At 59.3% G+C, this 26516-nt stretch carries 27 protein-coding genes; 18 read left to right on the top strand and 9 right to left on the bottom strand.

Translation table 11 applies throughout. The annotated features are described in order from the left end of the window. Positions 1–6: 6 nt before the first annotated feature. On the bottom strand, positions 7–567 hold the full coding sequence (locus MG068_RS01850) for a PadR family transcriptional regulator (RefSeq protein ID WP_049399094.1): 561 nt from the start codon (positions 565–567) through the stop codon (positions 7–9). Between the two features lie 567 nt (positions 568–1134). Between MG068_RS01850 and aceE the strand changes: the two genes are divergently transcribed. From aceE to MG068_RS21300, 4 genes are all read left to right on the top strand, one after another. After that, positions 1135–3822 carry a pyruvate dehydrogenase (acetyl-transferring), homodimeric type gene (gene aceE, locus MG068_RS01855; RefSeq protein ID WP_132808965.1) on the top strand — a complete coding sequence of 896 codons (2688 nt, stop codon included), beginning with the start codon at positions 1135–1137 and terminating at the stop codon, positions 3820–3822. Positions 3823–3929: 107 nt separating this feature from the next. Further along, the gene (locus MG068_RS01860; RefSeq protein ID WP_132808967.1) at positions 3930–4505 is read left to right on the top strand and encodes a hypothetical protein; all 576 of its coding nucleotides are present in this window, start codon (positions 3930–3932) and stop codon (positions 4503–4505) included. Continuing rightward, the gene (locus MG068_RS01865; RefSeq protein ID WP_132808968.1) at positions 4489–5301 is read left to right on the top strand and encodes a dCTP deaminase domain-containing protein; all 813 of its coding nucleotides are present in this window, start codon (positions 4489–4491) and stop codon (positions 5299–5301) included. Before MG068_RS01860 ends, MG068_RS01865 begins: the two co-directional genes overlap by 17 nt. Further along, on the top strand, positions 5276–5788 hold the full coding sequence (locus MG068_RS21300; protein ID WP_132808970.1) for a DUF1643 domain-containing protein: 513 nt from the start codon (positions 5276–5278) through the stop codon (positions 5786–5788). Before MG068_RS01865 ends, MG068_RS21300 begins: the two co-directional genes overlap by 26 nt. 66 nt (positions 5789–5854) lie before the next feature. Here MG068_RS21300 and MG068_RS01875 read toward each other — a convergent pair whose 3' ends face one another. Together MG068_RS01875 and MG068_RS01880 are read right to left on the bottom strand one after the other, a co-directional pair. After that, positions 5855–6712, bottom strand: coding sequence for an SIR2 family protein (locus tag MG068_RS01875; protein WP_132808972.1), 858 nt, complete (start codon positions 6710–6712; stop codon positions 5855–5857). After that, on the bottom strand, positions 6709–7737 hold the full coding sequence (locus MG068_RS01880) for a ParA family protein (protein ID WP_132808974.1): 1029 nt from the start codon (positions 7735–7737) through the stop codon (positions 6709–6711). The genes MG068_RS01875 and MG068_RS01880 overlap by 4 nt, the downstream gene beginning before the upstream one ends. 219 nt (positions 7738–7956) lie before the next feature. On the opposite strand from MG068_RS01880, the gene MG068_RS01885 reads away from it, so the two are divergent. Continuing rightward, the gene (locus tag MG068_RS01885; protein WP_206138676.1) at positions 7957–8826 is read left to right on the top strand and encodes a DNA-methyltransferase; all 870 of its coding nucleotides are present in this window, start codon (positions 7957–7959) and stop codon (positions 8824–8826) included. Positions 8827–8828: 2 nt separating this feature from the next. Here the strand turns inward: MG068_RS01885 and MG068_RS01890 are convergent, their stop codons facing one another. Together MG068_RS01890 and MG068_RS01895 are read right to left on the bottom strand one after the other, a co-directional pair. Then, complete coding sequence (locus MG068_RS01890; protein WP_132808977.1) at positions 8829–9521, bottom strand: BglII/BstYI family type II restriction endonuclease; 693 nt, start codon at positions 9519–9521, stop codon at positions 8829–8831. Then, the gene (locus MG068_RS01895) at positions 9521–9748 is read right to left on the bottom strand and encodes a helix-turn-helix domain-containing protein (protein ID WP_132808979.1); all 228 of its coding nucleotides are present in this window, start codon (positions 9746–9748) and stop codon (positions 9521–9523) included. The genes MG068_RS01890 and MG068_RS01895 overlap by 1 nt, the downstream gene beginning before the upstream one ends. A 315-nt stretch (positions 9749–10063) precedes the next feature. On the opposite strand from MG068_RS01895, the gene MG068_RS21305 reads away from it, so the two are divergent. The 3 genes from MG068_RS21305 to MG068_RS21315 all read left to right on the top strand — a co-directional run bounded on the left by MG068_RS21305 (position 10064) and on the right by MG068_RS21315 (position 11051). Next, positions 10064–10267 (top strand): transposase, encoded by a 204-nt coding sequence (locus tag MG068_RS21305; RefSeq protein ID WP_489686038.1) that lies wholly within the window; start codon positions 10064–10066, stop codon positions 10265–10267. A 293-nt stretch (positions 10268–10560) separates the two neighbouring features. Next, positions 10561–10884, top strand: a complete 324-nt coding sequence (locus MG068_RS21310; protein ID WP_489686039.1) for a DDE-type integrase/transposase/recombinase — start codon at positions 10561–10563, stop codon at positions 10882–10884. Continuing rightward, entirely contained in the window at positions 10881–11051 is a 171-nt protein-coding gene (locus tag MG068_RS21315; protein WP_489686043.1) for an integrase core domain-containing protein, read from the top strand. The genes MG068_RS21310 and MG068_RS21315 overlap by 4 nt, the downstream gene beginning before the upstream one ends. A gap of 185 nt (positions 11052–11236) precedes the next feature. Here the strand turns inward: MG068_RS21315 and MG068_RS21185 are convergent, their stop codons facing one another. The 3 genes from MG068_RS21185 to MG068_RS01915 form a co-directional block, all read right to left on the bottom strand. Further along, positions 11237–11851, bottom strand: a complete 615-nt coding sequence (locus tag MG068_RS21185; protein ID WP_240792108.1) for an HNH endonuclease — start codon at positions 11849–11851, stop codon at positions 11237–11239. Positions 11852–12618: 767 nt separating this feature from the next. Beyond that, positions 12619–12987 carry a hypothetical protein gene (locus tag MG068_RS01910; RefSeq protein ID WP_132808983.1) on the bottom strand — a complete coding sequence of 123 codons (369 nt, stop codon included), beginning with the start codon at positions 12985–12987 and terminating at the stop codon, positions 12619–12621. Between the two features lie 487 nt (positions 12988–13474). Continuing rightward, complete coding sequence (locus tag MG068_RS01915; protein WP_206138678.1) at positions 13475–13690, bottom strand: hypothetical protein; 216 nt, start codon at positions 13688–13690, stop codon at positions 13475–13477. Positions 13691–13861: 171 nt separating this feature from the next. On the opposite strand from MG068_RS01915, the gene MG068_RS01920 reads away from it, so the two are divergent. The 6 genes from MG068_RS01920 to MG068_RS01945 all read left to right on the top strand — a co-directional run bounded on the left by MG068_RS01920 (position 13862) and on the right by MG068_RS01945 (position 21483). Then, positions 13862–14506, top strand: a complete 645-nt coding sequence (locus tag MG068_RS01920; RefSeq protein WP_132808985.1) for a DUF1629 domain-containing protein — start codon at positions 13862–13864, stop codon at positions 14504–14506. Positions 14507–14604: 98 nt separating this feature from the next. Beyond that, positions 14605–15246, top strand: a complete 642-nt coding sequence (locus MG068_RS01925; RefSeq protein WP_132808987.1) for a DUF1629 domain-containing protein — start codon at positions 14605–14607, stop codon at positions 15244–15246. Positions 15247–15385: 139 nt separating this feature from the next. Next, complete coding sequence (locus tag MG068_RS01930) at positions 15386–15979, top strand: imm11 family protein (RefSeq protein ID WP_240792109.1); 594 nt, start codon at positions 15386–15388, stop codon at positions 15977–15979. A gap of 374 nt (positions 15980–16353) precedes the next feature. Continuing rightward, complete coding sequence (locus MG068_RS01935; protein WP_132808991.1) at positions 16354–16986, top strand: DUF1629 domain-containing protein; 633 nt, start codon at positions 16354–16356, stop codon at positions 16984–16986. A gap of 410 nt (positions 16987–17396) precedes the next feature. After that, positions 17397–18029: an imm11 family protein gene (locus tag MG068_RS01940; protein WP_132808992.1), complete on the top strand. Its 633-nt coding sequence runs from the start codon at positions 17397–17399 to the stop codon at positions 18027–18029. 34 nt (positions 18030–18063) lie between these two features. Then, entirely contained in the window at positions 18064–21483 is a 3420-nt protein-coding gene (locus MG068_RS01945) for an XVIPCD domain-containing protein (protein ID WP_132808994.1), read from the top strand. 183 nt (positions 21484–21666) lie between these two features. On the opposite strand, the gene MG068_RS01950 is transcribed toward MG068_RS01945, so the two are convergent. Continuing rightward, positions 21667–22164 carry a hypothetical protein gene (locus MG068_RS01950; protein ID WP_132808996.1) on the bottom strand — a complete coding sequence of 166 codons (498 nt, stop codon included), beginning with the start codon at positions 22162–22164 and terminating at the stop codon, positions 21667–21669. A 427-nt stretch (positions 22165–22591) separates the two neighbouring features. On the opposite strand from MG068_RS01950, the gene MG068_RS01955 reads away from it, so the two are divergent. From MG068_RS01955 to MG068_RS01970, 4 genes are all read left to right on the top strand, one after another. Next, on the top strand, positions 22592–23518 hold the full coding sequence (locus tag MG068_RS01955; RefSeq protein WP_132808998.1) for an XVIPCD domain-containing protein: 927 nt from the start codon (positions 22592–22594) through the stop codon (positions 23516–23518). Then, positions 23515–24150, top strand: coding sequence for a hypothetical protein (locus MG068_RS01960; protein ID WP_132808999.1), 636 nt, complete (start codon positions 23515–23517; stop codon positions 24148–24150). The genes MG068_RS01955 and MG068_RS01960 overlap by 4 nt, the downstream gene beginning before the upstream one ends. 2 nt (positions 24151–24152) lie before the next feature. Next, a complete protein-coding gene (locus MG068_RS01965) occupies positions 24153–25166 on the top strand; it encodes an XVIPCD domain-containing protein (protein ID WP_132809001.1) in 1014 nt (337 codons plus the stop codon). Positions 25167–25350: 184 nt separating this feature from the next. Continuing rightward, complete coding sequence (locus MG068_RS01970) at positions 25351–26496, top strand: YncE family protein (RefSeq protein WP_132809003.1); 1146 nt, start codon at positions 25351–25353, stop codon at positions 26494–26496. Positions 26497–26516: the final 20 nt, after the last annotated feature.

Raw genomic sequence — 26516 nt, forward strand, 5'->3', positions numbered from 1 at the left:
CTGGAGTCAGTCTGGCTGGGTCGTTGAAAAGGATTGGCTCTCGCTACCGGCCGTACCGTTGAGCAGCGCGGACGCCCGCGTCAGCAGCGCCGCTACCTCTTCCGCCTCGCCCTCGGCCCAGCGGCCGTGGTGATGCACCAGCGCCCGCTTGAACTCGCGCAGGGCACCGGCCAGCGGCGGCGGCAGCGAGGCCTTGGTGATCTCGCGGGCACGGTCGAAGGCACGTCGCTGCGCCAGCCGCACCTGGGTGCGCTGCACCTTCAGCTCGAACTCGCCGGCGGTGGTGATGCGGAAGATCCGCTTGCCGTCCACTTCCTCGGCCTCGATCCAGCCGGCCTGCTCGAAGCTGGCCAGCAGCGGGTACATGGTGCCGGCGCTGGGGGTGTAGGCCTGCATGAACTGGTTGCTGATCAGCTGCATCAGCTCGTAGCCGTGGCGCGGCTGCTCGCCGATCAGGGCCAGCACCAGCAGGCGCAGGTCGCCGCGGCTGAGCACCCGCGGCTGGCCGTTGCGGCGTGGCACTTCCGGATTGGTGGAACGGGCTCTGGGAGAAGCGGTACGGCTCATTTCGATATATCGGTAAACGAGTGTGCAAACGATATATCGATATATCGAAGCCGACAATCATCGATCCGGCCACAAGCAGGTCAGTTTTGGGCCACGGCCAGCCCCGCGCACAGCAAAAGGGGCGCCCCTTGCGAGGCGCCCCGGCAACACTGTGGAAGGGAGTGAGGCAGGGCCAGACGGCGGACCGAAGCGGGCGAGGCCAACACTCGAGGCCTACCCTGAGGGCAGGGCGGGGGGCGATCCAGAGGCAGGTGCGACACGTTGTCGCCCGTTCAGCGCCAGCACGCGGAGCCGATACAGGTGGGCATGGCGCTGCCCTACAACCGTCATCGGCAGCGGTAACACTGCGTCCTGCACATGGGCGCAGCGGCCCGCAAGCGACAGCCCGCGCAGCCAACAAGGCCCGCCGCAGGGCCTTCAGCGGGCCCGGCAAGCCCCTTGCGGACACTGGCCGGTTGCATCCATACGCCTGCGTAGCCAAGTGACGAAAGCCCTTGGTGCGCTACACTTTGCGGTCTAGAAATCTATACAACAGTCGCGCGCGTGCGTGCGGTTATGGGAGCGCTAATGAACTGGTTGAACGAGGTGCTGAACAACGACCCGAATCCTGTGGAAACCCAGGAGTGGATCGAGTCGTTGAAGGCCGTTATTGATGTCGAGGGCTCCGAGCGCGCGCATCAGCTGCTGGAAGGCATGGTGGAACTGACCCGTCGTTCGGGCGCCTACCTGCCGTTCTCTCCCACCACCGAATATGTCAATACCATCGAACCGCAGTTCGAGGCCAAGAGCCCGGGCAATGCCGAGCTGGAATGGCGCATCCGTTCGATCATCCGCTGGAACGCGATGGCCACCGTGGTGCGCGCCAACCGCAAGCCGGGTGACCTGGGCGGCCACATCGCCTCGTTCGCCTCCGGCGCCACCCTGTACGACGTGGGCTTCAACCACTTCTGGCGCGCCCCGAGCGAGAACCACCCGGGCGACCTGCTGTTCATCCAGGGCCACAGCGCCCCGGGCATCTACGCGCGTTCCTTCCTGGAAGGTCGCATCAGCGAAGAGCAGCTGGACAAGTTCCGCATGGAAGTGGACGGCGGTGGCCTGTCCTCGTACCCGCACCCGTGGCTGATGCCGGAATACTGGCAGACCCCGACCGTGTCGATGGGCCTGGGCCCGCTGGCCGCCATCTACCAGGCGCAGTTCATGCGCTACCTGGAAAACCGTGGCCTGATCGAGAAGTCCGACCGCAAGGTGTGGTGCTTCATCGGCGACGGCGAGAGCGACGAGCCGGAAACCCTGGGTGCGATCGCCCTGGCCGGCCGTGAAGGCCTGGACAACCTGATCTTCGTGGTGAACTGCAACCTGCAGCGCCTGGACGGCCCGGTGCGCGGCAACGGCAAGATCATCCAGGAACTGGAAGGCGTGTTCCGTGGCGGCGGCTGGAACGTGATCAAGCTGCTGTGGGGCGGTTACTGGGATGCCCTGCTGGCCAAGGACAGCGACGGCGTCCTGAAGAAGCTGATGATGGAAACCGTCGACGGCGAATACCAGAACTGCAAGGCCTTCGGCGGCGCGTATACCCGCGAGCATTTCTTCGGCAAGTACCCGGAAACCGCCGCGATGGTGGCCGGCCTGAGCGACGACGACATCTGGCGCCTGAACCGTGGTGGCCACGACCCGCACAAGGTGTACGCCGCCTACCACCAGGCCGTGAACACCAAGGGCATGCCGACCGTCATCCTGGCCAAGACCGTGAAGGGTTACGGCATGGGCAGCGCCGGTGAGGCACTGAACCCGACCCACCAGACCAAGAAGCTGGACGACGAAGCGGTGCGCCACTTCCGCGACCGCTTCAACATTCCGGTGACCGACGCGCAGCTGGCCGACGGCCAGGTGCCGTTCTACCACCCGGGCCCGGATTCGCCGGAAGTGCAGTACCTGCAGGAACGCCGTGCCGCACTGGGTGGTTACCTGCCGCAGCGCCGCCGCAAGGCCGACAAGACCTTCGTGGCGCCGAAGCTGGACGCCTACGAGCGCCTGCTGAAGAGCAGCGGCGAGCGCAGCTACTCCACCACCATGGCCTTCGTGCAGAGCCTGAACATCACCCTGCGTGACAAGGAACTGGGCCCGCACATCGTGCCGATCGTGGCCGACGAAGCCCGTACCTTCGGCATGGAAGGCCTGTTCCGCCAGATCGGCATCTACGCGCCGTTCGGCCAGAAGTACAAGCCGGTCGATGCCGACCAGCTGATGTTCTACCGCGAAGACCAGAGCGGCCAGGTGTTGCAGCAGGGCATCAGCGAGCCGGGCGCGATCGCCTCGTGGATGGCGGCCGGTACCAGCTACTCGGTCAGCAACGTGCCGATGCTGCCGTTCTACATCTACTACTCGATGTTCGGCTTCCAGCGCGTGGGCGACCTGGCCTGGCAGGCAGCGGACATGCGTACCCGCGGCTTCCTGCTGGGTGGCACCGCCGGCCGCACCACGCTGAACGGTGAAGGCCTGCAGCACGAAGATGGCTTCAGCCATCTGGTGGCCGGTGGCATCCCGAACGTGCGCAGCTACGACCCGACCTTCGGCTTCGAAGTGACCGTGGTGCTGCAGCACGGCACCAAGCGCATGATGGAAGACCAGGTGGACGAGTACTACTACGTCACCCTGATGAACGAGAACTACACCCACCCGGAAATGCCGGAAGGTGCGGCCGAAGGCATCATCAAGGGCATGTACCTGCTGACCGACGCCGGCAAGCCGAAGAAGGGCGAGCTGCGCGTGCAGCTGCTGGGCTCGGGCACCATCCTGCGTGAAGCCATTGCCGCCGCCGAGCTGCTGGACAAGGACTTCGGCGTGACCGCCGATATCTGGAGCTGCCCGAGCTTCAACGAACTGCGTCGCGATGGTTTCGACGTGGAACGTGCCAACCGCCTGCATCCGGAAGGTGAGCAGCGCAAGGCCTACGTGACCGAGCTGCTGGAAGGCCGCCAGGGCCCGGCGATTGCCGCCACCGACTACGTGCGTGCGTATGCGGACCAGATCCGTGCGTTCGTGCCGATGTCGTACACCGTGCTGGGTACCGATGGGTTTGGTCGTTCGGATACGCGTGCGAACCTGCGTCGGTTCTTCGAGGTTGACCGGTACTACATCGCGCATGCCGCGATTGCGGCGCTGGCGAAGGAAGGCAAGATGACCGCGAAGGATGTGGCCCGGGCGATCAAGCAGTACAAGATTGATCCGGAGAAGGCTAACCCTGTTGGGGTTTGATTGATATGATTGTGGTGTGTAGGTCTCGGGCCTGCACACCATTATTCAAAATGCAATACTAAATAGTAGGTCAGTGAAACGCCTTGAGATTGCAGACAGGTATTCCCATGTCAGATAAGAATCTCGAAATGAACGAATGTGCGAGCAGTAGCGACGCAGTTCGTCGTATGCAATTTCTCCAGCGAGTGCATGACGAAAATTTTCACCCTGAAATTGCCCGCTTGGATCTGTCGCGTCGAATGGTGCACCTTGTCCTCCATCTAGCGAAGTATAGTGGAGATATGAGAAATGCGGAGCTTAATGGTGATCATGAAGGATACAGGCGAGCTGTTGTTGATGCCATTATTATCGCTTCGTCGGGATCAACGGCGCTGCACATTAATCTGATAGATGTTTGTGTGCTTCACGGGGCAAGTGATCCTGGTGAGTTCCGGGATCAAATGATGATTAGCGTGGGCCGAATTGCAAAGGCTGTGGAATCGCTCGATCACGTTGAAAATTATCCAAGTCGAAAAGTTCTGAATGAAGAGTTTCCTCGGATATTCTGGTCCGCATACCGGGAGGTCGAGCGCCTGGAGGGCGATGTGATCAAGCTTGTTAATTCTCGGCTTTCTTCGGTACGCTCAAAGCACATTTTCTATAGAGAAATCATGGATGGTTTAGGTAATGACCTTTTGGAGTGACGAAACTCTGAGGGAAAGACTTCCGCCGCTTGTTCGGCCTTTTGACGGTGGCAATATAAGTTGCGCCTCATACGAGCTGGGATTGGGTAAGGAGGCCTACATTACGCCAGTTCATGATGCAAAAATATCGGAGCGAGTAAAGCAGAAGCTGGATCGAGATGGCTCAGTGCTGATCCCCAAAGGCCAATTCGCTTTTCTCATTACCGATGAAATTATTAATGTTCCAGAAGATGCAATAGCTTTTATTTCCATCAAGGCGGGAATCAAGTTTCGCGGCCTCGTCAATGTCTCCGGATTTCACGTCGATCCCGGGTATAAAGGGCGTCTTGTATTCTCCGTGTTCAATGCTGGGGCTGCGGACGTAAAGCTGCACTGTGATGAGCGCGTCTTTCTAATTTGGTTTGCATCGCTAGATAAACCCAGTTCCTCTCCGAAAAAAGGGAAGGGGTTCATGTCAATTCCTTCCGGCTTGCTTCACGGTCTTGCGGAAGAGTCGCTATCTCTGCCGGTTCTCGACAAACGTCTCCTTGACGTGGAAGGGAACGTGAAAAAAATTCTCTGGACAGCATGGATCACCGTCACGCTTGCGTCGCTTGGCTTCAGCTTCTGGAAGGTGGTTGGGCCAGCAGAAGTTCCGGCTCCAAAGCAGTTCTATCCTGTAAACGGTCCAGTTATAGAGAAAACTCCGGTAATGTTTGACTACCTGCGACCTCCCGAAAATGGCCTGCCGGCAAGGGCAGGGGCACGCGGGACTACTGGTGGTAATCAAGATGCAGATAAATCTGTTCGCAAATAGTGTCGAGCGGCGAAGCGCTGTTCTTTCTGACTGTGGGTACTATCGATACTCGCTAGAGCGGGAATGGGAAAGTTCTCGTAAGCGAGTAGTTTTTATTGGGTTGAATCCATCGACAGCTGATCATTTGCAGGATGACGCCACAATCCGCGTTTGTCGAAATTATTCGAAACGTTGGGGTTTCGGTTCAATGGTGATGGCCAATCTTTTTGCCTACAGGTGCACTGATCCGCAGGGGCTACTTTCGGCTGTGGACCCCGTCGGTCCAGATGCTGATCGTTGGCTCAATTCTCAGATTGCAACTGCAGATCTCGTCGTTTGTTGCTGGACATCACTAGGAAAGCGGCTGGGCCGTGAGGCTGCTGTGCTGCGACTTATTGAAAAGCCGCACTGCCTTACCCAACTCGCTGACGGGTCGCCGGGTCATCCGCTCTACAAAAGGCGTGATCTAGTCCCTATTCCATTGGATAGATCCAAACTTGGCTTTTGAGCCTTAAGACAGAAGATGGCTAGCCGCGGGTTATATGCGTTCGCCCCGCGGCGCCAAGCATTGCATTTAAGAGGGTTCAAGCTGAGTTGATCGGAGCGCAGCGACTCGATCTCTCAGATCCTGGAGTCCGGTCGTCAAATCAGCATGACTAGGCCCATATTCCAATGCGCGAATATTGTATGAAACGTGCCAATCCCTCTGTTCCCATGAACTGTTCGCCCCCTGCCGAACTAGAACGTAATGAGGTCTAGTTCCCGATGCTGTGATCCGAACATCCTCCAGTGTAAGCAACAAATCAGGGTCATCCAAACTGCAGCCAATAAAGACGGCGGTATGGGTGAGGAAAATTGCACGCAGCATCGCGTAAAATTCAGGATGGTTCTTCTTCGCAGCGTGATACTCAGCTTTCGTAAAGACCATTTTCTGCACGTCGTCGATCGATCCGTGGGCCTTGATTATGACGCGAGTGTCGCTTCGAATCTCATCTCCAAGCGAATTGCTATAATATGGAAGAACCTTATACCCCTCATTTCCGTTCGCAAGGCAAAGTTTTTCATATATTTTATCAAAATTCGTTGTAATCACAATTCTGGAGTCAATCTCCAGAATTATTCTGTGCAGATCGCTAGGGCCAAATCCAGGATTATTGAATTCTCTTGTTAAAAACTGTTGGTAGTCGCCTGCGTCTGACTCGAATGAAATTGCTTGCAGCGCTAGCAGGTATCGCCTTTCCTCAACAAGCCTCCTTATCCCGCGCGCTTTCTCTGCGTCCGGAACCAGAGCAGCCGCTTGCATGAGAAACTCGTTCCAGATCTTTGGATGATCGCCGTTGGCATCGACCGATGAGGCCGACACGCCAGCGCCTAGAAACAATACACATCGCCTGCGCGCAACTTCTCCAACCAACGCTTCGGGCCAAATCATTGGTTAGCCTTATGCAAGTTGTTGAGAAGTTTTAAGCATACGGCGCTCAGCGTTCTAGTATAAGACTCAACCTGGGCGTACTGACTCCCAATTACACCATCTGCACTATTAAGCTTGTGAATTGGTGACTTGGCTGACTGCGCCATTGGAACCAGGCTAAACAAGTTTGGTATGTGTCCCAGTTCTAGATCCTTAGATTCAAGCTTGTGCGCACGTAAGAAAGTCATGGCGTCGTCAACGGTGCCTGGGATTTCCCGCATTATTTGGTCATATGACTTGACTGGGCGTCGACCTGACTTAAATGTGCGAGTAACGTACTGCTGCACAGAGTATCCGATAAACCTAAAGTGCTTCGTGGTATCCACCACGATCGGGTATCCTTCAAGGACGCCCGGATGGTCAGTCATTCCATCTTCTATGGAACGGTCATATTGCTGCTTCCAGCTGGCGATCCAGGTGGAGATATTCCTAATTCCGAGCAAGCTGAAAATATCACAGCCAAATGGCGTAACTATATAGTCGCACGCAAGAATTACGGATCTATTTAAGGCGCCCAACGAGGGGCCGACGTCAAAAACTACGTAATCGTATTTGTCTGCCACCTCGCCTAGCAGCTGCTTGCACCAGTTAGTAACTCTGTATCCGCCGATTTGACGCGCCTGCAGTCCAGTCCACGCGTCACTAAGCTGATCTTCAATGATGGAGAGACGGGGGTGACCAGGGATTATATCTGTTTGAAATCTATTGTCCTTGGCAAGGATCGGCACAATCTGCCTATCGATCTGTGATTCGCCATGCTCAATAGGACGGAGGTACGCATACAAAGACTTGATCGGGGACCCATCAGCGTAGATCTCTTGACAAGTTGCGTCATCTAGTACCGCTTGCGTTGCGTTGCACTGAGGGTCTGCATCGACGAGCAATACCCGCTTCCCGAGTTCTGAGTTTAGGTAAGCGACCACGTTGCAGGCGAGTGTGGTTTTGCCCACCCCACCTTTATTGTTGAAGAAGACAATCGACTTCATGCTCACTCCGGACACTGTGAATAGCTCGCTTGAACTTCGTCTGATATGACAGTCCGTCAGCGAGATGCATTACAAGAATAGATCAACGCGGGCGTATGGGGAACCGGTCGTCAAGTTGGCGGCCTCCGTCCCTTGCATGTTGCGGCCCACCCTGTCAGAATGATGACTATGGTGCCCATTCTGACGACGCCGCAAGGCGAGCTCTATCAGGAGGATTGCATGAGCATGCTTTCCCGATTGGAATCAAATTCAGTGGACCTTGCTTTTGCTGATCCGCCATTTAATCTCGGAAAAGAGTATGCATCCAAGATAAACGACGACCTCGCAAGTCATGAATATGTCGCATGGTGCGAAGATTGGCTGCTGCAAATGATTCGTGCCCTAAAGCCTGGCGGCACGTTGATGCTTTGGAATCTTCCAAAATGGAATCTGCTTCTTGGTGCATTTCTCGCAAAGCACCTGACGTTCAGAAACTGGATTTCAGTTGATATTAAGTACAGTTTGCCCATAAGTGGGCGACTTTATCCGTCTCACTACTCGCTTCTATATTTTGTGAAGGGGGATCGGCCAGCTATCTTCCATCCCGACCGCACGCCAATTTCCTGCTGCCGTCATTGTGGCGGCGAATTGAAAGACTATGGCGGCTACAAGAATAAGATGAACCCGAAGGGCGTTAATCTTTCAGATGTTTGGACCGACATTCCCCCTGTGCGTCACTCTAAGTACAAGAAGAGGGCTGCAAACGCGTTGTCATTGAAGCTAATGGACAGAATTATTTCCATGTGCACCAACGAAGGCTCGTTGGTGCTCGATCCCTTCGGTGGCTCGGGGACAACCTTCGTCGCGGCCGAGCTCACTGGACGTCGCTGGATCGGTAGTGAACTTGAATGTTCCGATATTAAGGCGCGATTCGCGGATCTCGGCTCGGACGCCAGCCATATGAGGTCTATATACAAGGATAAGAACGTTCTGTTTACCGCGGCCGATATAAATAGAAGAAATAAGCTAGGTCGCCCTCTGTCCAATAGCTATCGAATCGAACAGTCAGCGATTGACGATTGCGATTGTGATAGTGGGGGCACAAGCTAAGCCTACTTCTTCCTGGCCTGCCCATCATTTCCTCGGGGAAGATACTTGAAATCAAGATCGTCCGTTAGCGAGTCTTGCTCGACTATGATAATTGAAAGCATGCCAGATTTAATGCTTGAGCCCATTTGACTCCACATACGTAGATAGGGCGATAGTTCTCCAATATTGCCGATTCGGTCTGTGAGGTGCTCGTATAGCTTCCTGCTCGGAAGTACAAGGATGCCTGCATTAATTACTCCGGCCGAAATCGCGATCGTGAGTTTATTAATGCTGCGATGTGAAGACGAAATGTTTCCGGTTTCCCATTCAATAGCGACATTCAATCCGGATTTGGTCCTCGTCATGAAGTCGAAGTGGCCGAAACTGGATGTTATGGGCTCTTGGTAGGGCATTAAGTCCGGAAAGGTCATTAATTCCGTTTGAAGCTGAAGCCTCTCTATCCCTACCTGGGCTTCAGGTATCCATCTCTCCCTATTGACCATGGCCTCGAAGAAGTTCGATCTTAAATATCCAACCCCGTTGCGTTGCCATTGCCCATCGATCCTTGACTTCGTTCGTAGAGTCAAAGTTTCCGATTCTGGCGGGAACTTGATGCTCTCAATGGAGCGCACAACTGAACCATGAATGACATTCCAGTCATCGGACAGGCAAATATTACCCCTGTCAAAAATTACGATCGTCCGAATCCACTTCACTATTTCTTCTCAGGCAAATTTTGAGTTAGCCTCGCAACATCCCAGCCGAGAGAGCTGGCAAGTTCACACAGCACCGTAAACGTTATGTTCCGTTCGCCGCGCTCAATTCCCCCGACATAAGATCTGTCAAGTCCTGAGTTCGCTGCCAAATCCTCCTGCGTCCATCCCAGTTCCTTCCGGCGCGCGCGGACCCTGCAACCAAGTTCCTTGAGCGGATTCGTGTTCATGTCTCAAGCATGAATCAATTGGAGACTATAGTTCCACGGACTATCATCCCCATTTATGAAAATGCCTTGTGACGTCACATTGATCAACGCGACTTTCAATTTCGCTTTCCGTAGCCGACGTCAAATCTATTAGAGCCTCTGTTGGTGTAACGGCTTCCTTACAAAGTTTGGTCCGACACATTCCGAAAAATCGGCAAGCGTAAAGTAGACACTTCGCCCCGCTTGGCTCCTGCGGGTCACGAGAAATCAGGCGATGGAGAAGTCCCGTATTGCCGAAGAGTAGATTGCCTACGCGCGCAGCAGGTCGAGCTGGGAATGGCGGTCGGTGAGGTGTGCCGAAGCCTGGGAGTTGCGGAGACGCCGTTCTACGTCTGGCGCAAGAAGTACGGCGGGTTGGGTTCGTCTGAGCTCGAGCGCATGCGATTGCTGGAGGAGAAAAGCCGCAAGCTCAAGCAGTTGGCGGCAGCCCCGAGCCTGGACGAGGTGATGCTGCAGGCGGTGGTCGCAAATAGACTCTGAGGCCTGCCCAGAAGCGTGCCTGGTTGGGGCGATTGCAGGAGCGATTTGGTAGCAGTGAGCGACGTGCGCCGCGGATCGTGTCGATGTCGTGCTCGGCGTTTTCCTACATGCCCAAGGCGCGTGACAGATAGTGCTATCTGCCGGCGGATGCATGAGATTACTCAGAAACGGATTCACCAAGGCTGTGAGCGCGTGCTGGTGATGCTGAGCCGGGCGGGCTGGCGGGATAACCAAAAGCGCGGACATCGCATCATTGTCGGCCCCGCCGCAGCCGTCGCCGGCAACCGATCAAGGTGGCCACGGCACCCGCCCTCTTCGATGGACGTCGTTTCCCGTTGCCACCGGCGCTGGATCGCTTCACGCACGAGTGTCTGAAGATGGTTGTGGATCATTCCTTGCGTACAGACGACGTGGCCGAAACAGTGGTGCGGCTGGTCTGGCCGCTCGACGGTGCAGGCCTGACGAGAAAGTTGGACAACGGCAGTGAGTTCGCCCACAAGGTCATGGACCGCTGGGCCTATGAGGACGGTGTGGAGCTGGATTTCTCCCCGAGTGATACGCCGACGGACAATGCGATGGTGGACGCTTCAACGGCCGACTCCGGCAGGAGTGTCTGAACGAGCATTGGTTTTTTTTCGTTGGCCGAAGCAAGGAGAAAGTGGAAGCGTGGCGGCGCTTCTATAACGAGGAGTGCCCTCACAGTGCGTTGGCATGGAAAACCCTCAGCGGAATTCAGCTGAGAACAGCCATCCTAAGTGAATTTCCTGGCACCAAAAGAGGGTGAAATCTCTACGGCCTGATGTCCCTGCAATTTGGGGTGGGCGAATGCTACACGGGGGGTGGCGGACTGGATCACCTTCTACAACGTATAGCATCCCCAGCAGGAACGGAAGATGGTGACCCAGTGTGCGGCCCTTGTCGCTACGTCAATCGCATGACGTGAGCAGAAACCGTTGGGTCATTCCAACTCTACGCCCACGCACACTGCGACCGGTGCCAGGCTAGCGAATCAGGACTGGCCGAAAGCTCAGCCGATGCTGGGGACGCCAGTTCCTTGCCGACAAGGTCGCTATAGCTTGACTGATGCAATGCAGGCGCCAGAGACACCCGCAAGGACATCGGGTCTATGGCGATAAGGTAGAGGTCAAAAAGGGTATGAACGTCTGCGCGCAACAGCAGGCCGTTGCTGACCACGCTACTCGACTGGCCGGAATAGGGCCGGATGTGGGCCGCCTCAAGCGCATCGACCACATTGCATCCCGTCATAGCACAGCGGCCGCCGTATGCGTACAGCAGTGCCCTACGAAAGGCGGGCTGCCCACGGCGCCGAACGATAGCTGCCAGCACACGTTGCCTCTCGTCCACCTCGTCCGCTGGGGAGTAACTGCCAGATGCCTCCGCCGCTTTGGCCTCCTGCTCCAACAGTTCCCTTGTAGGACCAGAGACCGACGTGAGCGTCTCACCGGAGAGTCCGAGGAGCTTGGCCAGTTTCGGCTCAACCTTTGCACCCACGTTCGATGCTGGAAGAAGTCCGGGTAGCCAGGGCCTACCTGCCTGATCTAGAACATGGGAGATGTTCTGCATGCGGTACTCCCAGGCCTTGGACGTGCGTCCGTGCCGGGTAGCCAGTTCCCGATAGACCCTTGCCTTCTCAAGGGTCAATCCATCGGCGAGACGCGCCTCCATTTGGCGATACGCCTCGACGGCAGCGGCCAGTTCGTCGTCAGTCCACCTGCTCACACCCTTCCCCCGTCCTCGACCGCGCATGGCGCTCCTGGGAAAAGTATGCCGTAAACGACACAATGAGGCGCTAATAGCTTGAGGCGAAGGAGCGCAGTGTGTCGGCGCAAATCGCAGCCTGTTCAGGCCCGTCGACGCGTCTCGTATGTGGAGTTCAGTTGCAAAGCCCTAATCGGCCGGAAGTAGTCGGCTACTCCAGCGCTGGAGTAGAGGTTGAACGCAAGGCCTCTCATTGGCTTGGCCCATGAAACCTAGGATGAGCAACTGTGATGAGGAATTGTCCACCAGCAGAGCGGGATCACCTCGGCAAGTGAGCTCGAAGTGCCTTGCTTCAAAGCGTCCGGCAACGAGCGCCGCATCTTCAGCTGCTAGGCTTATGGCTTCATGGCGCATGACAGCAAACTCTGCAGCCGAGACCTTGGGGTAGGCCTTCAGCTCCAAATCGCCCTCTGGCTGGTGGAAGTGGGCGAGCGCTGAACCAGTCAGCGCTGCCAAGCACAGTACTGCGTACGTCAGAGACTTCATTGGAAGTCCTGCAGATCAGAGGCGAACGGATAATGGGGCTGCGGCGACAGCCTGCAGCCTATTGCTTGAGGTTCAAGCCTTGGGTGCTACTCCCGTACATGCAGCCGCTCAGCAACCTGCGCAGTCAACGCCACACAAGCCATCTTCAACCCTTCCATCACCCGATCCCCTACGTACTCCTCGGGCGCGCCGTTCTGCCGAGTGCGCTCCGCAGCCAGCATCAGCTCCGCCACCACGCGCAGACCCGCCAGCGCGCAATCCGCGTCCGCCAACTGAAGACGCCGCCCGGGCAGTTGATGCCGCTCCGGCCAAGGCTGGCCGTCCGCAGCCGCACCAGTTCCGATGCGGTGCAGCGTGGCGACGAAGGCGTTGGGATCGACGGATGGTTCGCGCTCGGGTTCGGCGTTGTCCGGATCGTACTGCGCGTGCAGGGAACGGAAGTCCGATGTGTTCATGGCAATGCTCCGTACAGGACAGATAGCAACGCCACCGATAGAGGCGGCGGACGGTGCGTGGTTCGAAAGCCGGACAGTAACCAAGCCGGTGGGTCCGAGGACCCCCACGCACCGCCCGCCATGGAACGCGAACGGATTGCCAGCCGGCGCCACCCAAAAGGTGACGCCGGCTGACAAGCGCAAAACACAAGGTTACTGAGCGGGCTTTCGAACCCCGCGCCACCCTTTTTCGGTGGCATGCCAAGGTGTACTCGCATGGTTGCGAGATGCCAAGAAACCGTAGACCGCAGAGGCCGTAAATGCTGACGCTTACGGCATTGTTGCATGGAGCAGGCGTGGCAGAACCCTTGCGGTGCGGTGGTTTCGGCCGGTGTTAAGTTATCGCCGGAATGCGCATTGAAAAGCACGGTTTGTAGCTCTTCGGGATCCCAAAAGCGACACGTAGCCCACATGCCCCATTCGCGCAGCGTGCCGATTGCGACACAACTTAACTTTGCAGCGCCACCCCCGGCCGAGGCCACAGCGCATCGTCGCGCTCCAGGTCGTAGTCGCTGCCGAACCCCAGTGCTGCTTCGCGTGGAGGAAGGTCTGCGTAGCAACTCAGCAGGTACTCATCCATGCCGGCATCGCGATGGTCGATGGCGAACAGGTGGAGGAGCTCCTTGTCGAACGCTTCCAGCCATGCGGGGTCGATCTTGGTCATGGTTATCCTCCAGGGAGGGAGGGGAGGATGGCTGGAGTGCATCTCAAGACGTGGGACGCGTGCTTGACTAGGTTCCGAATCTCGCAGTGATCTGATTGCACGAGGCGCAAGGTCGGGGTAGAACGGGGCAGACTCGCTACGGCGCATCATAGCTAAAGAAGGCGAAAGAGCATGGAAGCATTGAAGGCGAACCAGCCTGTTCCTGGCGAGTACTTCCTCCTGATGCCAGATACCACGCGTGGAGGAAAGGGGCACGGCGTTGTGTTCGAGAACGCGAAGCGGCTGCGCATCCCACCTCGCCTGATCCTGCGACCTGAGGAAGGAGGTTTTCCGCCCATGGCGGAGAAGCCCTTGCTGGTTCACTCAGAAAAGAAGGGGAGCCTCCCAGAGGATCTGGAGGGGGGCTTGAGCGGCTACTGGATGGTCTCCGAACGACTACGCGACGCTCTTGTCTCTGTGGATCCGGCTGGATTTGAGTTTGTAGAGTGTGACTACCGCCTTGCCGATGGATCCAAAGGGCCGCGGTACCTCCTGTGCGATGTAACCCGTGAGCTCGATGCGGTGGACGAAGAAGCCTCGAAATTTCGGATCATCACTGACGCAGGCTATCGAGGTGGGAAGTTCTACGACCTAAGGGGCGGAGCCAGTCTGGCGTTCCGCAAGCGGGTCATCGGTCAAGCCAGAATATTCCGGACGCCTTACTCGGGAAACCTCGTCTTCTGCGACAGAGAGCTCCGCGACGCTGTGTGGAACGCTGGAATCGGTGGGCCGCGCGTATCGCGGGGCCTCTGGTTCACCGACGCGGCCAGCATCTGAGTCAGAGCTCTGAGGATCGGACTCTTGGGTGCCTTCTGGATTCGCTTCAACTGCTTACGAGCAACTCCGATTCACATTCACAGCGTGAGATGACAAGCATGGGATCAACTTCCACCCACCAGCCGCGCAAGGGCGAGTTCTTCAAGCTACGACCGGATGCTACCCGTGGAGGAAAGGGTCACGGGGTGGTCTTTGATAACGAGGACGCGTTGCTTGCGACTCCCAGGCTGATCCTCTTACCCGAAGCCGGTGGCTTCCCTCCACTGCGTGAAACCCCGCGCTTGGTCTATCGGGAGCGGCAGGGTGTCCCTCCACAGGACCTGGAAGGCGGGTTGAGCGGCTATTGGCTGGTCTCCGAGCGTCTGCGCCAGGTCATGGAAGAGATCGACCCTGACGCGTTCGTTTTCGCTGATACCGACTACCGCTTGGAAGACGGTTCAAAGGGGCCAAACTACTTTCTTTGCGACGTGGTCCGCACGCTGGATGCGTTGGATGAGGAAGCCTCCCGGCTCAACATCGTGATCAGCGATGAGTACAAGGCAGGGAAATACTACCGCCTGACCGGTGATGTCCGGTTGGCGTTCAAACGCGAAGTGCTGGGTTCGGCTCACGTGTTCAGATTGCCCTTCCATGGCGGGGTTTTCTGCGACCGAACGTTCAAGAATGCGGTGGAAGCTGCCGGCATCGTCACGGCCAAGAGATCCAACGGGCTCTGGTTTGAAGATGTGGTGAACTGCTGAGTCGGTCCCGGCGGCGCCAACTTCGCGACCGATGCTGCAAGTATGCGGAGTGCGGTACATGCCTCAAATTTGGAGAGGAACAAGCACATGCCCTCGTCAAAACGTAATCAGCCTGTGCCCTGGTGAATTCTATCTGCTGATGCCCGACACGACTCGAAGGGGAAGAGGGCATGGCGTTGAGATCGAGAATGAGGACGCACTGCTGAGGCCTCCCAGGCTGATCATCCGCCCCGAAGAAGGCGGCTTTCCTCATCTGTCGCAGAGACCGCGTCTGGTGCTCGATCCAAAGCTGGGGGATCCACCGCAGGACCTCGAAGGAGGAATGAGTGGCTACTGGTTGGTATCAGAGCGCCTCAGAATGGCCTTCACCGAAATAGATCCCGTCGCCTTTGAGTTCGTGGAGTGTGATTACGTGCTTCCGGACGGCACAGAGGGCCCAACGTACCACCTGTGCGAGGTTGCTCGCGAGCTGGATGCCGTCGATGAGGAAGCATCGAAGTTCCGGGTCATCGTCGATGAGGGCTATCCGGGCGGGAAGTTCTACGACCTTCGTGGCGGAGCAAGCTTGGCATTCAAGAGGGACGTAATTGGGGACAGTCATGTCTTCAGGAGCCCGTACTCCGGCGATCTTGTCTACTGCGATCGCATGTTCCGGGATGCCATACGCGCTGCGGGAATTGGAAGCGAGTGTGAAATGCGTGGTCTGAGGTTCAAGGACGCAGCCAATGTCTGATATGGCGCGCGTCATTCTAAGCATAATCCGCATGTAAAAATTGAAGACGGCTGCGGCGCGTCTCATGGAACGGGATCGGTAGTCGAACTTAAGATCGATTTCATTTTTGTCCGATTGCTTGCCGGTGCAGAACGGTTTAAAAAGCAGTCATGCCTATTCAGTGCTTGAGTTGAAGGCAGAGCGGTAAGAGGCAGGTCGCATCGGTACTTCAGAGCGGCCAGAGGAATTGGAGAGAAGCAGTAGTGCGCTATGTCGGTGGAGGGGACTTCAGGCTGAGAGCGCGCGGGGATGACTCGAAGAAGGCATGGAAGGCTGACACCCTCTGATAAGCTCTTGGCACGCTTATTTGGATTGATTCTGAGGTGAGACAAGCAATGAATTCGAATCTGCCAAAGAAGGGCGAGTTCTTCGAGTTGCGCCCAGATGCCCGACGGCGCGGCAAAGGGCATGGCGTCGTTTTTGAGAACGAGTCTTCCTTGAAGACGCCTCCAAATTTCCTCTTGCGTCCCGATCAGGGGGGCTTCCCGCCTCTGCCCGAGACCCCTCGCCTGGTGTATTACCCAAGCGAAGGGTGGCCACCGGAGGATCTTGAGGCTGGGATGAGCGGCTATTGGCTCGTTTCCGGGCGTCTCCGCGAGGTGATGGCGGCCGTGGACCCAGGTGCTTTTGCGTTCAGGGAGACTGACTATCGACTCGCTGATGGAGCAATGGGTGGCCCCTATTTCCTTTGCGATGTCATCAGGACCATCGATGCCTTGGATGAGGCAGCATCCCAGCTGAAGATCATTGTAAGTGACGACTATGAGGAGGGGAAATACTACGATCTGACGGGCGACGTGCGTCTGGCATTCAAGCGGGAGGCCATCGGCGATGCCCACGTATTCCGCCTCCCCTACTACGAGGGAGTCTTCTGTGACCACATTTTCAAGAGCTCAGTAGAAGGTGCCGGCATCGTAGCCGCCAGGGCATGCAACGGGCTTTGGTTCGAAGACGTTGTGAACTGTTGAGCCGGACGGCCCTTCGAAGATTGAGTAGTACTGCGGTTTCGAGCCCAATCTTTAATGACAATGCGATTGGGCGTGTTCTCTAGTGACAGACACCGTAGCTTGCTTTCTTGCTGGGGCGTGGCGAACGAAAATGAACGAGGAAGTGATGAATAGAGTCGACCCTTCTACAGCTCGCTTCTGTGTGCTCAGCTCTGACATGGGTGCACCGAGTTCGCGCCGTTTCACTGCTGACGTGTGCTGTAATCGGGTTGTGCGGAATGCGCTGATTGAGTCTGGAGTTGGCGTTGCGCCTGCCACGTGTGACGTTCTTCTCACAGAGGCTGGGGAGCCTTGGTCGATGGCTGGACAATAAATCTGCTCCGAACGTTTGAATCTGCGAATCCATTCATTGCTGAAATCGAGGGTTGCTCATGGGAGCTGAAAATACGCCAGTGGACGGTGAGTTCTATCTCCTCCGGCCGGACGTGCGCGGGGGCGGGCGCGGCCACGGAGTGGTGCTGGAGAACGAAAACGAGTTGCCACTACCGGAGCATCTAAGCGAACCACCATCGGCGGGCGGAATTGGCTCCATGAATGAAATCCCTCGATTGCGGTATGACAGCCGGATTGGCGAAATGCCGGAGGATTTGCAGGCGGGCTTCAAGGGCTACTGGCTGGTGTCGGAAGCGCTGAAATCTGCCATGCAGACCATGGATGCAGACGGCTTCTCTTTCATGAAATGTGAGTTCCGGCTCGAAGACGGCTCAGAGGCGGCGCCGCACTACTTGTGCGAAGTGGTCAGAGTGCTGGATGCGATTGACGAGGATGCGTCATCGGTGAAGATCCTTACGGACGACTATCCGAATGGGAAGTACTACAGCATTGGCGGCGGGGCCAAGTTTGCATTCCGCAAGAGTGTGATTGGCACGGCGCATGTTTTCAGAACGCCCTATACATCGAATGCTTTCTGTGATCGGGCCATGAGGGACTTCCTGATAGAGAGTGGGTTCGGCCGGCATCCTAATGCGCGCGGAGTTCGTCTGACCGACGCTTCCGACATTTGAAGACCCAGCATCTCCAGGGGTGAGGTAGAAAGGGATGTCAACTGCCAAGACAATTCTCCAGAGCCATCACATCTTGGAGCAGGCGCTGTTCACCAGCAGTCCATTGCTGAAAAAACTGGATCAATTCAACCTGCTGGGCAAGGATACATCGGCCAATCGGCTTTATTTGCCGGTGATAGGTGATCTCGCCGATGATTTGGATACTTCACCCCACAGGGGCCGTACGCGTAGCTCCTACACGGATGGAGTGATGGACTACCTCGAAAGCCTGAGCGAGACTCGAGACGGCCGCGCTGCCCTGGTGAACGACGTTGAGACACTTCAAAGAGTATCGGCGAGGGTTGAGCGCTTTCGAGACACGCTGAAAGTGGCGCTGATAAACGGCGACGCGTTTGCAACAACGCCGAACGGAATGACCGATGCGGAAGCAAACGCTGTCAATAGGAAGCTGTACTCCCACTTCGCTCAATACGATGTAGATCATGCAGGTCAGATCAATGCGTTGAAACTTATGGGCGGTGTCGAGTCCGAGTGGGCGGCGGTCACCCGTTCTGATTCGAGGGTTTCGCGAGTTATTGATGAAATCTACGGGGCGCCGGGTAACTTGGTGCGCGGATCAAGCAAGGTGGATATGTCAGCTCGTGAAGTCGCGGGCAGAATGGAAATGCGCCTGGCCATATCTGACGCGGTGAGGGCTGGTCGCTTGACAATGTCTGAGTCAACGGCTGCTCAGGTACGTAGGGCGCTGCTGGATGATCTGCCCGAGATCGATGGCGCGGCTCGGGGCTTCTACGATCTGACATCGGGACCGCTCGGGAACTACAAGCCCGTCTCGCAGCGCGGTTTTGTCTCTATGGAGGCGCTCCTCGGCGAAGCCTCCACCAGCCAACTGATCCGCTCCGGCGGCCTGCTCGCATCCGGCGCCGACGCTGTCGTTACCGCCCGTCGCACCTCGCAGCTGCTGGAAGAGGGCAACGGCACCGCCGCCCAGTCCGAACTCACCCACGCTCTGGCACGGAACGGCGGTGGCTGGGTCGGTGGCATGGCCACCGCATCGGTGATCGGCACGTCCAGCTTCATCCCTGCGGCTATCGTCGCGGGCGATGCGCTGCTGATGAGCAAGGCGTTCGACAAGGGCGCCGATCTGCTCGACAACCGCAGCGTCTACCGGCAGACCGACAAGGCCGATGTCACGTGGCAGTTCAATGGCCTGAACTGGCAGCGCCAGGCGGTCATGGACAGCGCGGGCGACGGCCTGGGCAATCCGGCTGAGCGCAGTGTGGGCGCCAGTTACGAGAAGGCCCGCGAGCTGGGCGCATACGCCCACGTAAAAGCGGTAGAGCTGGCGCTGGGCAAGGCGCCGCCGCCGCAGGATCCTTTCAGCATCCCGGCGAAGGACGGCGAGGGCCGTCTGGACAATCCCAACTGGCACCGCGATGCGCAGACCGAGCAGTGGACGCGGCAGGTCAAGATTGGCGTGTCCGGCGTTAATGACAGGGGGGTGTACGAGACGCAGACCGCCACCCCCGAGCGCGCCGACGAGTTGAATCGCGAGGCGGTGCAGCGCATCGAGAACAACATCGCCAACGGCAAGGCCGCCATTGCCGCCAGCTATCTGGAGACCTACGCCGCTACTCGTGCCAGCGACTTCGTGCCGCTGGTGCCGGAGGCGGTGGAGCAGGCCCGTGCCAGGCCCGACGCCGTCCAGGGCTCCGACAGCCATCTTTACCAGCGCGACGAATCAGGGCAGTGGAGCCATGCTGGCCAGATCGCGCAGGGCAACATGGCGCTGGAGTTGGAGCTGACCCGCACCATCCAGCAGCCATCACTCGATCAGTTCAACCAGACCATTGCCGCGTTGGACGCGCGGCCATTGCCGTCTGCGGCGGAAGTGAACCAGAACGAGCTGCGCCACAGCTACTACGCTGCGGGCGTTGCGCTGACCCCGGCGTGGGAGCAGGCGGTTGCGCTGGCCACGGCGCGCACGCGCGAGCAGCACGGCATTACGGGACCCACATTGCAGGAGCTGGGGCCTGTAGCCGAGGGCAACGCCGGCGCCTCCCGGCCCATCACCCATTACCAGGTAGGCCAGGATGGCGTGGCACGCGCCGTCGCGACCACCAGTACGCAGGAGCTGCAGGCCGCATGGAATGAGGTGCGCGCGCGTGCCAATGAGCAGGCGCCGGTGCCGGACTCGCCCGAGCTACGTATTGCAGCGCTGTCGGCGGGTGAGCAGGAGGCGTACCGGCAGGCACTGCAGGAGGCAAATCGGCTGGGTGCTGCGCAGGTGGATGCAGGACAGGCTGCACGAGCGGCCGCGCAGGTGGTACATGGCGACAAGCCATCTGAGCAGGACGTGAGCGCGGAAGTACGGCCGGAAGAGCCGGCCACTGCGCAGCCTATCGCGCCTGCAGCGGTTGCGGCGGCGCCGCCAGCGGTAACGGTCACGCCACCGCCTACGCCCGCCCCACAGGACAAGCCCGAGTCTCAGCGGCACGCCGAGCAGCGCGATCCGCTGCGGCGTGAGGCGGAGCCCGAACCTCAGCCCCATCCAAACAACGAGGCGCCCACCGAAAACCGTACCGCCTCACAGACGCCGGAGCCCACCGGGCCTATGCAGGCGCACTCAGCCGCACCTGAACGCGCGACGCCACACGCTGCCGCGTCTCTGGCAGCGGCAGGGCAGGAAGCGCCCACGCAGCGCACGGAGCAGGCATCGGAGCAGGAGCGGATGGCCCCGGTGCCTGCGGTTGCTCCCACTCCAAAGCAGGACATGGCAGTTCAAGATGTGGAACCGGTGCCCTTCAAGGAGCCGCTGCCTGCTGAGCCTGCGCGCGATCCATGGCCTTTGGAGCAGGAAGCGGCACAACACGTGCCAGAGCCCGAACCGGCTCCGTTGGGTGACCACGAGCCAGTCACTGCGGCTGTCACTGTTCCTGCCGAGCCTACGACGGCGCCAAGCCATGAACCGGCCGCGTTCGCACCGGAACCGGATGAGGCTTCGGGCCCGAACCGGGCGCCGCAGGACCCCACGCAGCCCGGTCATCCCGATCATGCGCTGTATCAGCAGATCCGCGAGGGCGTGGAAGCGCTGGACGCCAAGCACGGCCGCAGCTTCGATGAAGTCAGCGAACGCATGACCGCCAGCCTTCTGGTACTGGCCAAGGACAACGACCTGGAGCGGGTGGACCATGTGCTGGTGAGCAACGCTACGCGCGAACACCCAGCTGGGCACATGCTGTTCGTGGTACAGGGTGAGCCAAGCAATCCTGCACATCAGCGCGCTGCGATTCCGACCGAGATGGCGGCGCAGACACCGGTGGAGGAGTCACTGCAGCAGTTCGACTCTGTCAGCCGTGAAGCGCATCAGCGTGCGCTTGCCAATCAGATGGACCAGCAGCTGGAAGATCAGCGGGTGCAGCACGACATCCAGATTCGTGCGGCGAGCATGTGATGAGCAAGGCACGCGCTGCACTGGCGACCTGCAGGAAGGACTGAAGATGACGCCACATGGAAAGCGCCGGAACCGCGGGTTGCCTACTTGCGCATGCCCAAATAAGGCAGCCTCGCCACTGCCTGCACGCCGAGTGTAACGGGCAAAGCGGCGCGACAATCTTCCGATAGAGGGGGATCGTATTCATCTGTCTCCCCCTCCGAACTGGACCGCGTAGACGCAGGTTCTCGCTGTATCACCTCCATCGGAACGATAGGTCAACAGGGTGGTATCCATACCCTGGTTACCACCGGTGATGGGGCGCCGGTACTGCCTGATGCCCCCTCTCTGAAATGGCACTTCTCCTCCGGTCCTGTATCCGAGGGCTTCGAGGGCTCGTCCGGCACTTTCGGCTTCCCAGTAGCACACGGCATTCGGAGCATCCGTCACTGGCTGCTTGCCCAGCTGATAGAAGATCACCTCTTGGCTGGGGAACTCACGTGCCGACTCAACCGACAGATAAGACGCCCCATAGTTGTAGCCGTCCGTCGTCGCCAGGTCCTTTGCGATGTGCCTGATGCTGACCTTTTCGTCTGGCACGAGCGAGACACCTATCGCCGTGCCGAACTTGTCCGGACTGATATCCGCCCGTGACCTGAGCGAATCCGCATAGGCGAGAATCCGCTTCTGCAGCTCGGTCATGGAGATGCGGGCAGGGTGCGTATCTGCGGCAGCGGGACGTTCATTGAGGGCAGACGTATCCGGCGATCGCGCACATGCAGACGTCAGAGTAAGCATGGCCGATAGTCCGGAAATTGCGCCAGCGCGAGCTAGATGCGACATCATATGACGCGGAAGCAGTAGAGGCCGCCAAGCCGAGATCGCGGGAAGCGAGGCTGGCGCCCCTTGGATTGCGGTGCCCATCGGCAAGTCCCTTGCAGTGGAGAGGTCACTATACGGGGCTGACCCCGACTGACTCTACCGGCGGGGTATTGATCGCCCACGTTTGCTGGCTGGTTCACACATTCAGCATGCCAGTCGTGGCCCCAACTTTGTCCTCCACCTACCGCCCATCCCACCTATGCCATCATCCGGCCAGGACCGCAGCACCCATCAAGGCTGAACAGGCATGGAGCAGGCAACACGCTACACCGCAACGCTGTACCTGGCCGCCCCCGGCACTCCGTTAAGAAGTGGGGGCATTTCGCCGCGCGGCCATATGTATCTGCAGGTGGCCGCGGGCGACGAGGCCCACAGCTATGGCTTCGCACCACCGCGCCAAGTGCCGGGCGAAACCCGCTCCGGCGTGCAGTACGCGCAGGTGCGCCACGATGATGCGGACGAGCATCTGGACCCGTACTACAGCCGCACCCTGGAAATCACCGAGGAGCATTACGGCTGCCTGCGTGATTTCGCTGAGGAACCGGCCGAGTTCGAATTTGATGTGGATCGCCCGGCCACCATCAATCGCTGCAGCGATTTCGTCTGGGCGGCGCTGCACTACGCCGGCCTGCATCCGCTGCCGGCGCCGCTGGATGGCGGCAGTAACCTGGGCGAGTTCGCGGTGTTGTTCAACCTGCCGGAAATCCAGTGCATTGCTGCGCCGTTCCCGGGCAGCGATCTGAATGCCGAAACCCATCACGCGATGCCCGAGCGCGAGGCCGAACATCATCGCCAGGGCGACCGTGCCAGCGATGAGCCGCCGCCGACGCCGATTGAAGTGGCCGGCACGCTGCTGGACCCTTCTCATCCCGACCATCGTTTGTTCGCGCAACTGATCCAGAAAGTGGCCGAACTGGATGCGGCGCATGGCCGCCCGTTCGATGCCGCCAGCCAGCGCATCAGCGCCAGCCTGCTGGTGCTGGCCAAGCAGAACAATCTCTCGCGCGTGGACCACGTGCTGCTCAGCCGGCCGACGAAGAGCAGACATGCGGCAGAGAGCATCTTCATCGTGCAGGGCGATCGCAACGACCCGGGGCACCGCCGCGCCAGCATTGCCACTGAGGTGGCGGCCACGACCGATGTGGCCGATTCGCTGCGGTTGAAGGAGCAATGACGCGGCCACTGCGGCGGGGGGCGGTGGTACTGGCGGTGCTGGGCGCGCTGGCGGCATGCCGTGCGTCACCAGCGCCTGAGGTTGCGCCGCCCCTGCTGACGCGCGCACAGGCCGAGTCCCGCACGGTTGTGCCGTTCACGCGGGCCGTGCAGTTGCAGAAGGCCGGTCGGATTGCCGAGGTCACGTTTGATTTGCCGGCACCCCAGAAGCCGGCCATTCCGATTCTGAACATCGGGTTGCGGCTGCACGATACCGACGCGCGACGGCTGCTGGATGCTTCGGAGAAGATCACTCTCGGACGTTTGCCAGCGCGGCTACGCCTGGAGCGGATTGATGGCAGCTCGGCTCGTCATGTACAGCTCTGGCAGCGTACCCGCGATGGACGCGACTCGCAGAAGATCGCCGATGATGGCGTGGTTACAGACCTGACGACGGGGAGTGTGGACATCAATAGCTTGACCGAGGCCGGGTTGTACTCTGAAGACGTGCTCTATCGCACGCTGCAGCTGGCGCAGGTCGGAGGCATTGCACCCGGGCGCTACGTTCTGCTGGTCGACCTTGTGGAGGATCGACCCCAGCTGGATGGCCTGAAAGCAGAATTGATCGTTGGCTACCAATCACTAGGAAAGTAGACATGCACAAGGACGATGCCGAACGCTACAGCGTAACCATCCATCTGGCGGCCCCCGGCACGCCGCGCTACGGCCGTGATGCCGAGGGAAACAGGTTTCTGCTGGAGCCTTCGTTCGCGGGGCACATGTTCCTGTCGCTGCGCCGTTCGGGTGAACCCTTGCCGGAGAGCATTGGTTTCACCCACGCAGGCACCAAGGACGAGCCGAACAGGGGCAAAGTCGATGACATGGACGTGTCGGTCTACGACAAGCCCCGCTTCGAGCGCACGATCGAGATCAGCAAGGAGCAGTACGACCGCATCCTCGAGTTCTCGGCGGACCCGAAGAAGCACGGATTCGACATGAACTACGACTTCTTCTCCAATGCCTGCACCGATTTCGCATGGGGTGCCCTGAACCACGCAGGCCTGCGCCCGGTCGGGCTGGCCGGGGAGATCAGCAACTACGAGGGCGCCACCAAGGTCCTGGACAACATCCGCGCGGTCAACGCCATTCCGCAGCAGGTGAAGGGCAGCGAGCTGGACAAGGTGCAGTGGAACCCGATGCCGAAGCAGACCTTCCGCGAGTGGATGTTCACCGAGAACGGCGAGCAGTGGCGCGGCAACAGCACCCTCGCGGCAAGCGGCACGCCCGCAGACCCGGCGCATGACGATCATGCCCGCCTCAACCAGATCCATCAGCAGGTGGCCGACCTCGGCGCTTTCGGGGCGCGCAACGGCAATGTCAGTGCCAGCCTGCTCGCGCTGTCGAAGGAGCAGCAGTTCTCGCGCGTGGACGAGGTGGTGCTGGGCGAGCAGCGCGGTGATACCGCACCGAAGCTGTTCATCGTGCAGGGGGACCGCAGTGACCCGGCACACCAGCGCGCCAGCATGCCGGCGGAGGTGGCTGCGCAGGCACCGGTGGAGGCCTCGTTCGATCGGGTCGCGCAGTTGCAGCAGAATGAGCCGCAGCGAGACGCGCAGCGCCTGCAGGAGGAGCAGCAGCTTCAGCAGAGCCACGGCCCACGGATGGCATAGCGGCGGGCGCAGCATCGAGGTCGAGCGTCGGCCATGCCCGCGCCGGCGCACGCCACGCCCCCCACCTGCTACCATTCCCCGGCAACCCCAGCCAGCCCACCCGCGCAGACAGATGCAGGTCGGGCCGTCGCAGTACGGCCCAGCGAGCCAGGACACCTTCCCGTGCCCATTCAAGGACGCTCGCATGTTCCGTAATCCTCTCTTCCGTTCGGCCGCTCTGGCCCTCGCTGTATCGCTTAGCCTCGGCGTGCCTTCGGCGTTCGCCGACAACGCACCTGCCGCCAGCGCCAGCACCGCCGTGCAGCGCCAGGCCGTGGCCAAGGGCCTGTACGAGCTGGCCTACAGCCCGAAGCAGAACGCCGTGTTCGTGGCCTCGTCGGGAGGCTTCGGCGATGACGCCGGCCCGGCCCAGGTGCTGCGCCTGAACCCGGCCACGCTGGCCGTGGAAACCCGCATCCCGTTGGAGCGCAAGGCGTTCGGCGTGGTGCTGGATGACGCCCACAACCGCCTGTACGTGGGCAACACCGTGGACCTGTCGGTGACCGTGGTCGACACCGCGCAGAACAAGGCCGTCGGCACCCTCCAGCTGATGGAGAAGAAGACCGGCAAGGACGGCAAGGCCGCCTACACCCACGACCTGCGCGAGCTGGTGGTCGACAGCGCCGCCAACCGCCTGTACGTGACCGGCCACAGCAGCCAGCCGGACGTGAGCAGCGTGCTGTTCGTGATCGATACCACCACGCTGAAGGTGATCAACACCATCGACGGCCTGGGCAATGCCAAAGCGCCGGGCCTGGCGCTGGATGCGGTCAACAAGCGCGTCTACACCAGCAACCTGCTGGCCGATCTGGTGGTGGTGGGCACCGATTCGAACAAGGTGGTGGCACAGCACAAGATCGCCGCCGAGCAGCCGATGAACATCGCGCTGGACCCGGCCGGCAAGCGCCTGTTCGTGACCGACCAGGGCTCGGAATTCCTGCGTGGCTACCAGGCCAAGAGCAGCGGCCTGGTCAGCAAGCACCCGGGCCAGCGCGTGCTGGTGCTCGACCGCAGCACCGGCAAGGAACTGGCCAGCATCCCGACCGATGCCGGCCCGCTGGGCATCCTGCTGGATGCACCGCGCAAGCGCCTGTACGTGACCAACCGCGAAGCCGGTACGGTGACCGCCTACAACAGTGACAGCTACCAGAAGGTGGCCACCTATACGGTGCCGACCCATCCGAACAGCCTGGCGCTGGATGCGAAGAACAACGTGTTGTTCGTGAGCATCAAGAACGGCGAGAAGGACGACAAGGGCGCTGACGAGAGCGTGGCGCGCATCCAGCTGTAACTGCGGTGCCCAAGCTGTAA

The sequence above is a fragment of the Stenotrophomonas sp. ASS1 genome (genome assembly GCF_004346925.1).
Taxonomy (GTDB): domain Bacteria; phylum Pseudomonadota; class Gammaproteobacteria; order Xanthomonadales; family Xanthomonadaceae; genus Stenotrophomonas; species Stenotrophomonas maltophilia_A.

Bases quoted from the DNA above. Each gene is read 5' to 3' on its own strand.
- MG068_RS01850 (WP_049399094.1), bottom strand. From the start codon at position 567: ATGAGCCGTACCGCTTCTCCCAGAGCCCGTTCCACCAATCCGGAAGTG.
- aceE (WP_132808965.1), top strand. From the start codon at position 1,135: ATGAACTGGTTGAACGAGGTGCTGAACAACGACCCGAATCCTGTGGAA.
- MG068_RS01860 (WP_132808967.1), top strand. From the start codon at position 3,930: ATGTCAGATAAGAATCTCGAAATGAACGAATGTGCGAGCAGTAGCGAC.
- MG068_RS01865 (WP_132808968.1), top strand. From the start codon at position 4,489: ATGACCTTTTGGAGTGACGAAACTCTGAGGGAAAGACTTCCGCCGCTT.
- MG068_RS21300 (WP_132808970.1), top strand. From the start codon at position 5,276: ATGCAGATAAATCTGTTCGCAAATAGTGTCGAGCGGCGAAGCGCTGTT.
- MG068_RS01875 (WP_132808972.1), bottom strand. From the start codon at position 6,712: ATGATTTGGCCCGAAGCGTTGGTTGGAGAAGTTGCGCGCAGGCGATGT.
- MG068_RS01880 (WP_132808974.1), bottom strand. From the start codon at position 7,737: ATGAAGTCGATTGTCTTCTTCAACAATAAAGGTGGGGTGGGCAAAACC.
- MG068_RS01885 (WP_206138676.1), top strand. From the start codon at position 7,957: ATGAGCATGCTTTCCCGATTGGAATCAAATTCAGTGGACCTTGCTTTT.
- MG068_RS01895 (WP_132808979.1), bottom strand. From the start codon at position 9,748: ATGAACACGAATCCGCTCAAGGAACTTGGTTGCAGGGTCCGCGCGCGC.
- MG068_RS21305 (WP_489686038.1), top strand. From the start codon at position 10,064: ATGGCGGTCGGTGAGGTGTGCCGAAGCCTGGGAGTTGCGGAGACGCCG.
- MG068_RS21185 (WP_240792108.1), bottom strand. From the start codon at position 11,851: ATGCAGAACATCTCCCATGTTCTAGATCAGGCAGGTAGGCCCTGGCTA.
- MG068_RS01910 (WP_132808983.1), bottom strand. From the start codon at position 12,987: ATGAACACATCGGACTTCCGTTCCCTGCACGCGCAGTACGATCCGGAC.
- MG068_RS01915 (WP_206138678.1), bottom strand. From the start codon at position 13,690: ATGACCAAGATCGACCCCGCATGGCTGGAAGCGTTCGACAAGGAGCTC.
- MG068_RS01920 (WP_132808985.1), top strand. From the start codon at position 13,862: ATGGAAGCATTGAAGGCGAACCAGCCTGTTCCTGGCGAGTACTTCCTC.
- MG068_RS01925 (WP_132808987.1), top strand. From the start codon at position 14,605: ATGGGATCAACTTCCACCCACCAGCCGCGCAAGGGCGAGTTCTTCAAG.
- MG068_RS01930 (WP_240792109.1), top strand. From the start codon at position 15,386: ATGCCCGACACGACTCGAAGGGGAAGAGGGCATGGCGTTGAGATCGAG.
- MG068_RS01935 (WP_132808991.1), top strand. From the start codon at position 16,354: ATGAATTCGAATCTGCCAAAGAAGGGCGAGTTCTTCGAGTTGCGCCCA.
- MG068_RS01940 (WP_132808992.1), top strand. From the start codon at position 17,397: ATGGGAGCTGAAAATACGCCAGTGGACGGTGAGTTCTATCTCCTCCGG.
- MG068_RS01945 (WP_132808994.1), top strand. From the start codon at position 18,064: ATGTCAACTGCCAAGACAATTCTCCAGAGCCATCACATCTTGGAGCAG.
- MG068_RS01950 (WP_132808996.1), bottom strand. From the start codon at position 22,164: ATGACCGAGCTGCAGAAGCGGATTCTCGCCTATGCGGATTCGCTCAGG.
- MG068_RS01955 (WP_132808998.1), top strand. From the start codon at position 22,592: ATGGAGCAGGCAACACGCTACACCGCAACGCTGTACCTGGCCGCCCCC.
- MG068_RS01960 (WP_132808999.1), top strand. From the start codon at position 23,515: ATGACGCGGCCACTGCGGCGGGGGGCGGTGGTACTGGCGGTGCTGGGC.
- MG068_RS01965 (WP_132809001.1), top strand. From the start codon at position 24,153: ATGCACAAGGACGATGCCGAACGCTACAGCGTAACCATCCATCTGGCG.
- MG068_RS01970 (WP_132809003.1), top strand. From the start codon at position 25,351: ATGTTCCGTAATCCTCTCTTCCGTTCGGCCGCTCTGGCCCTCGCTGTA.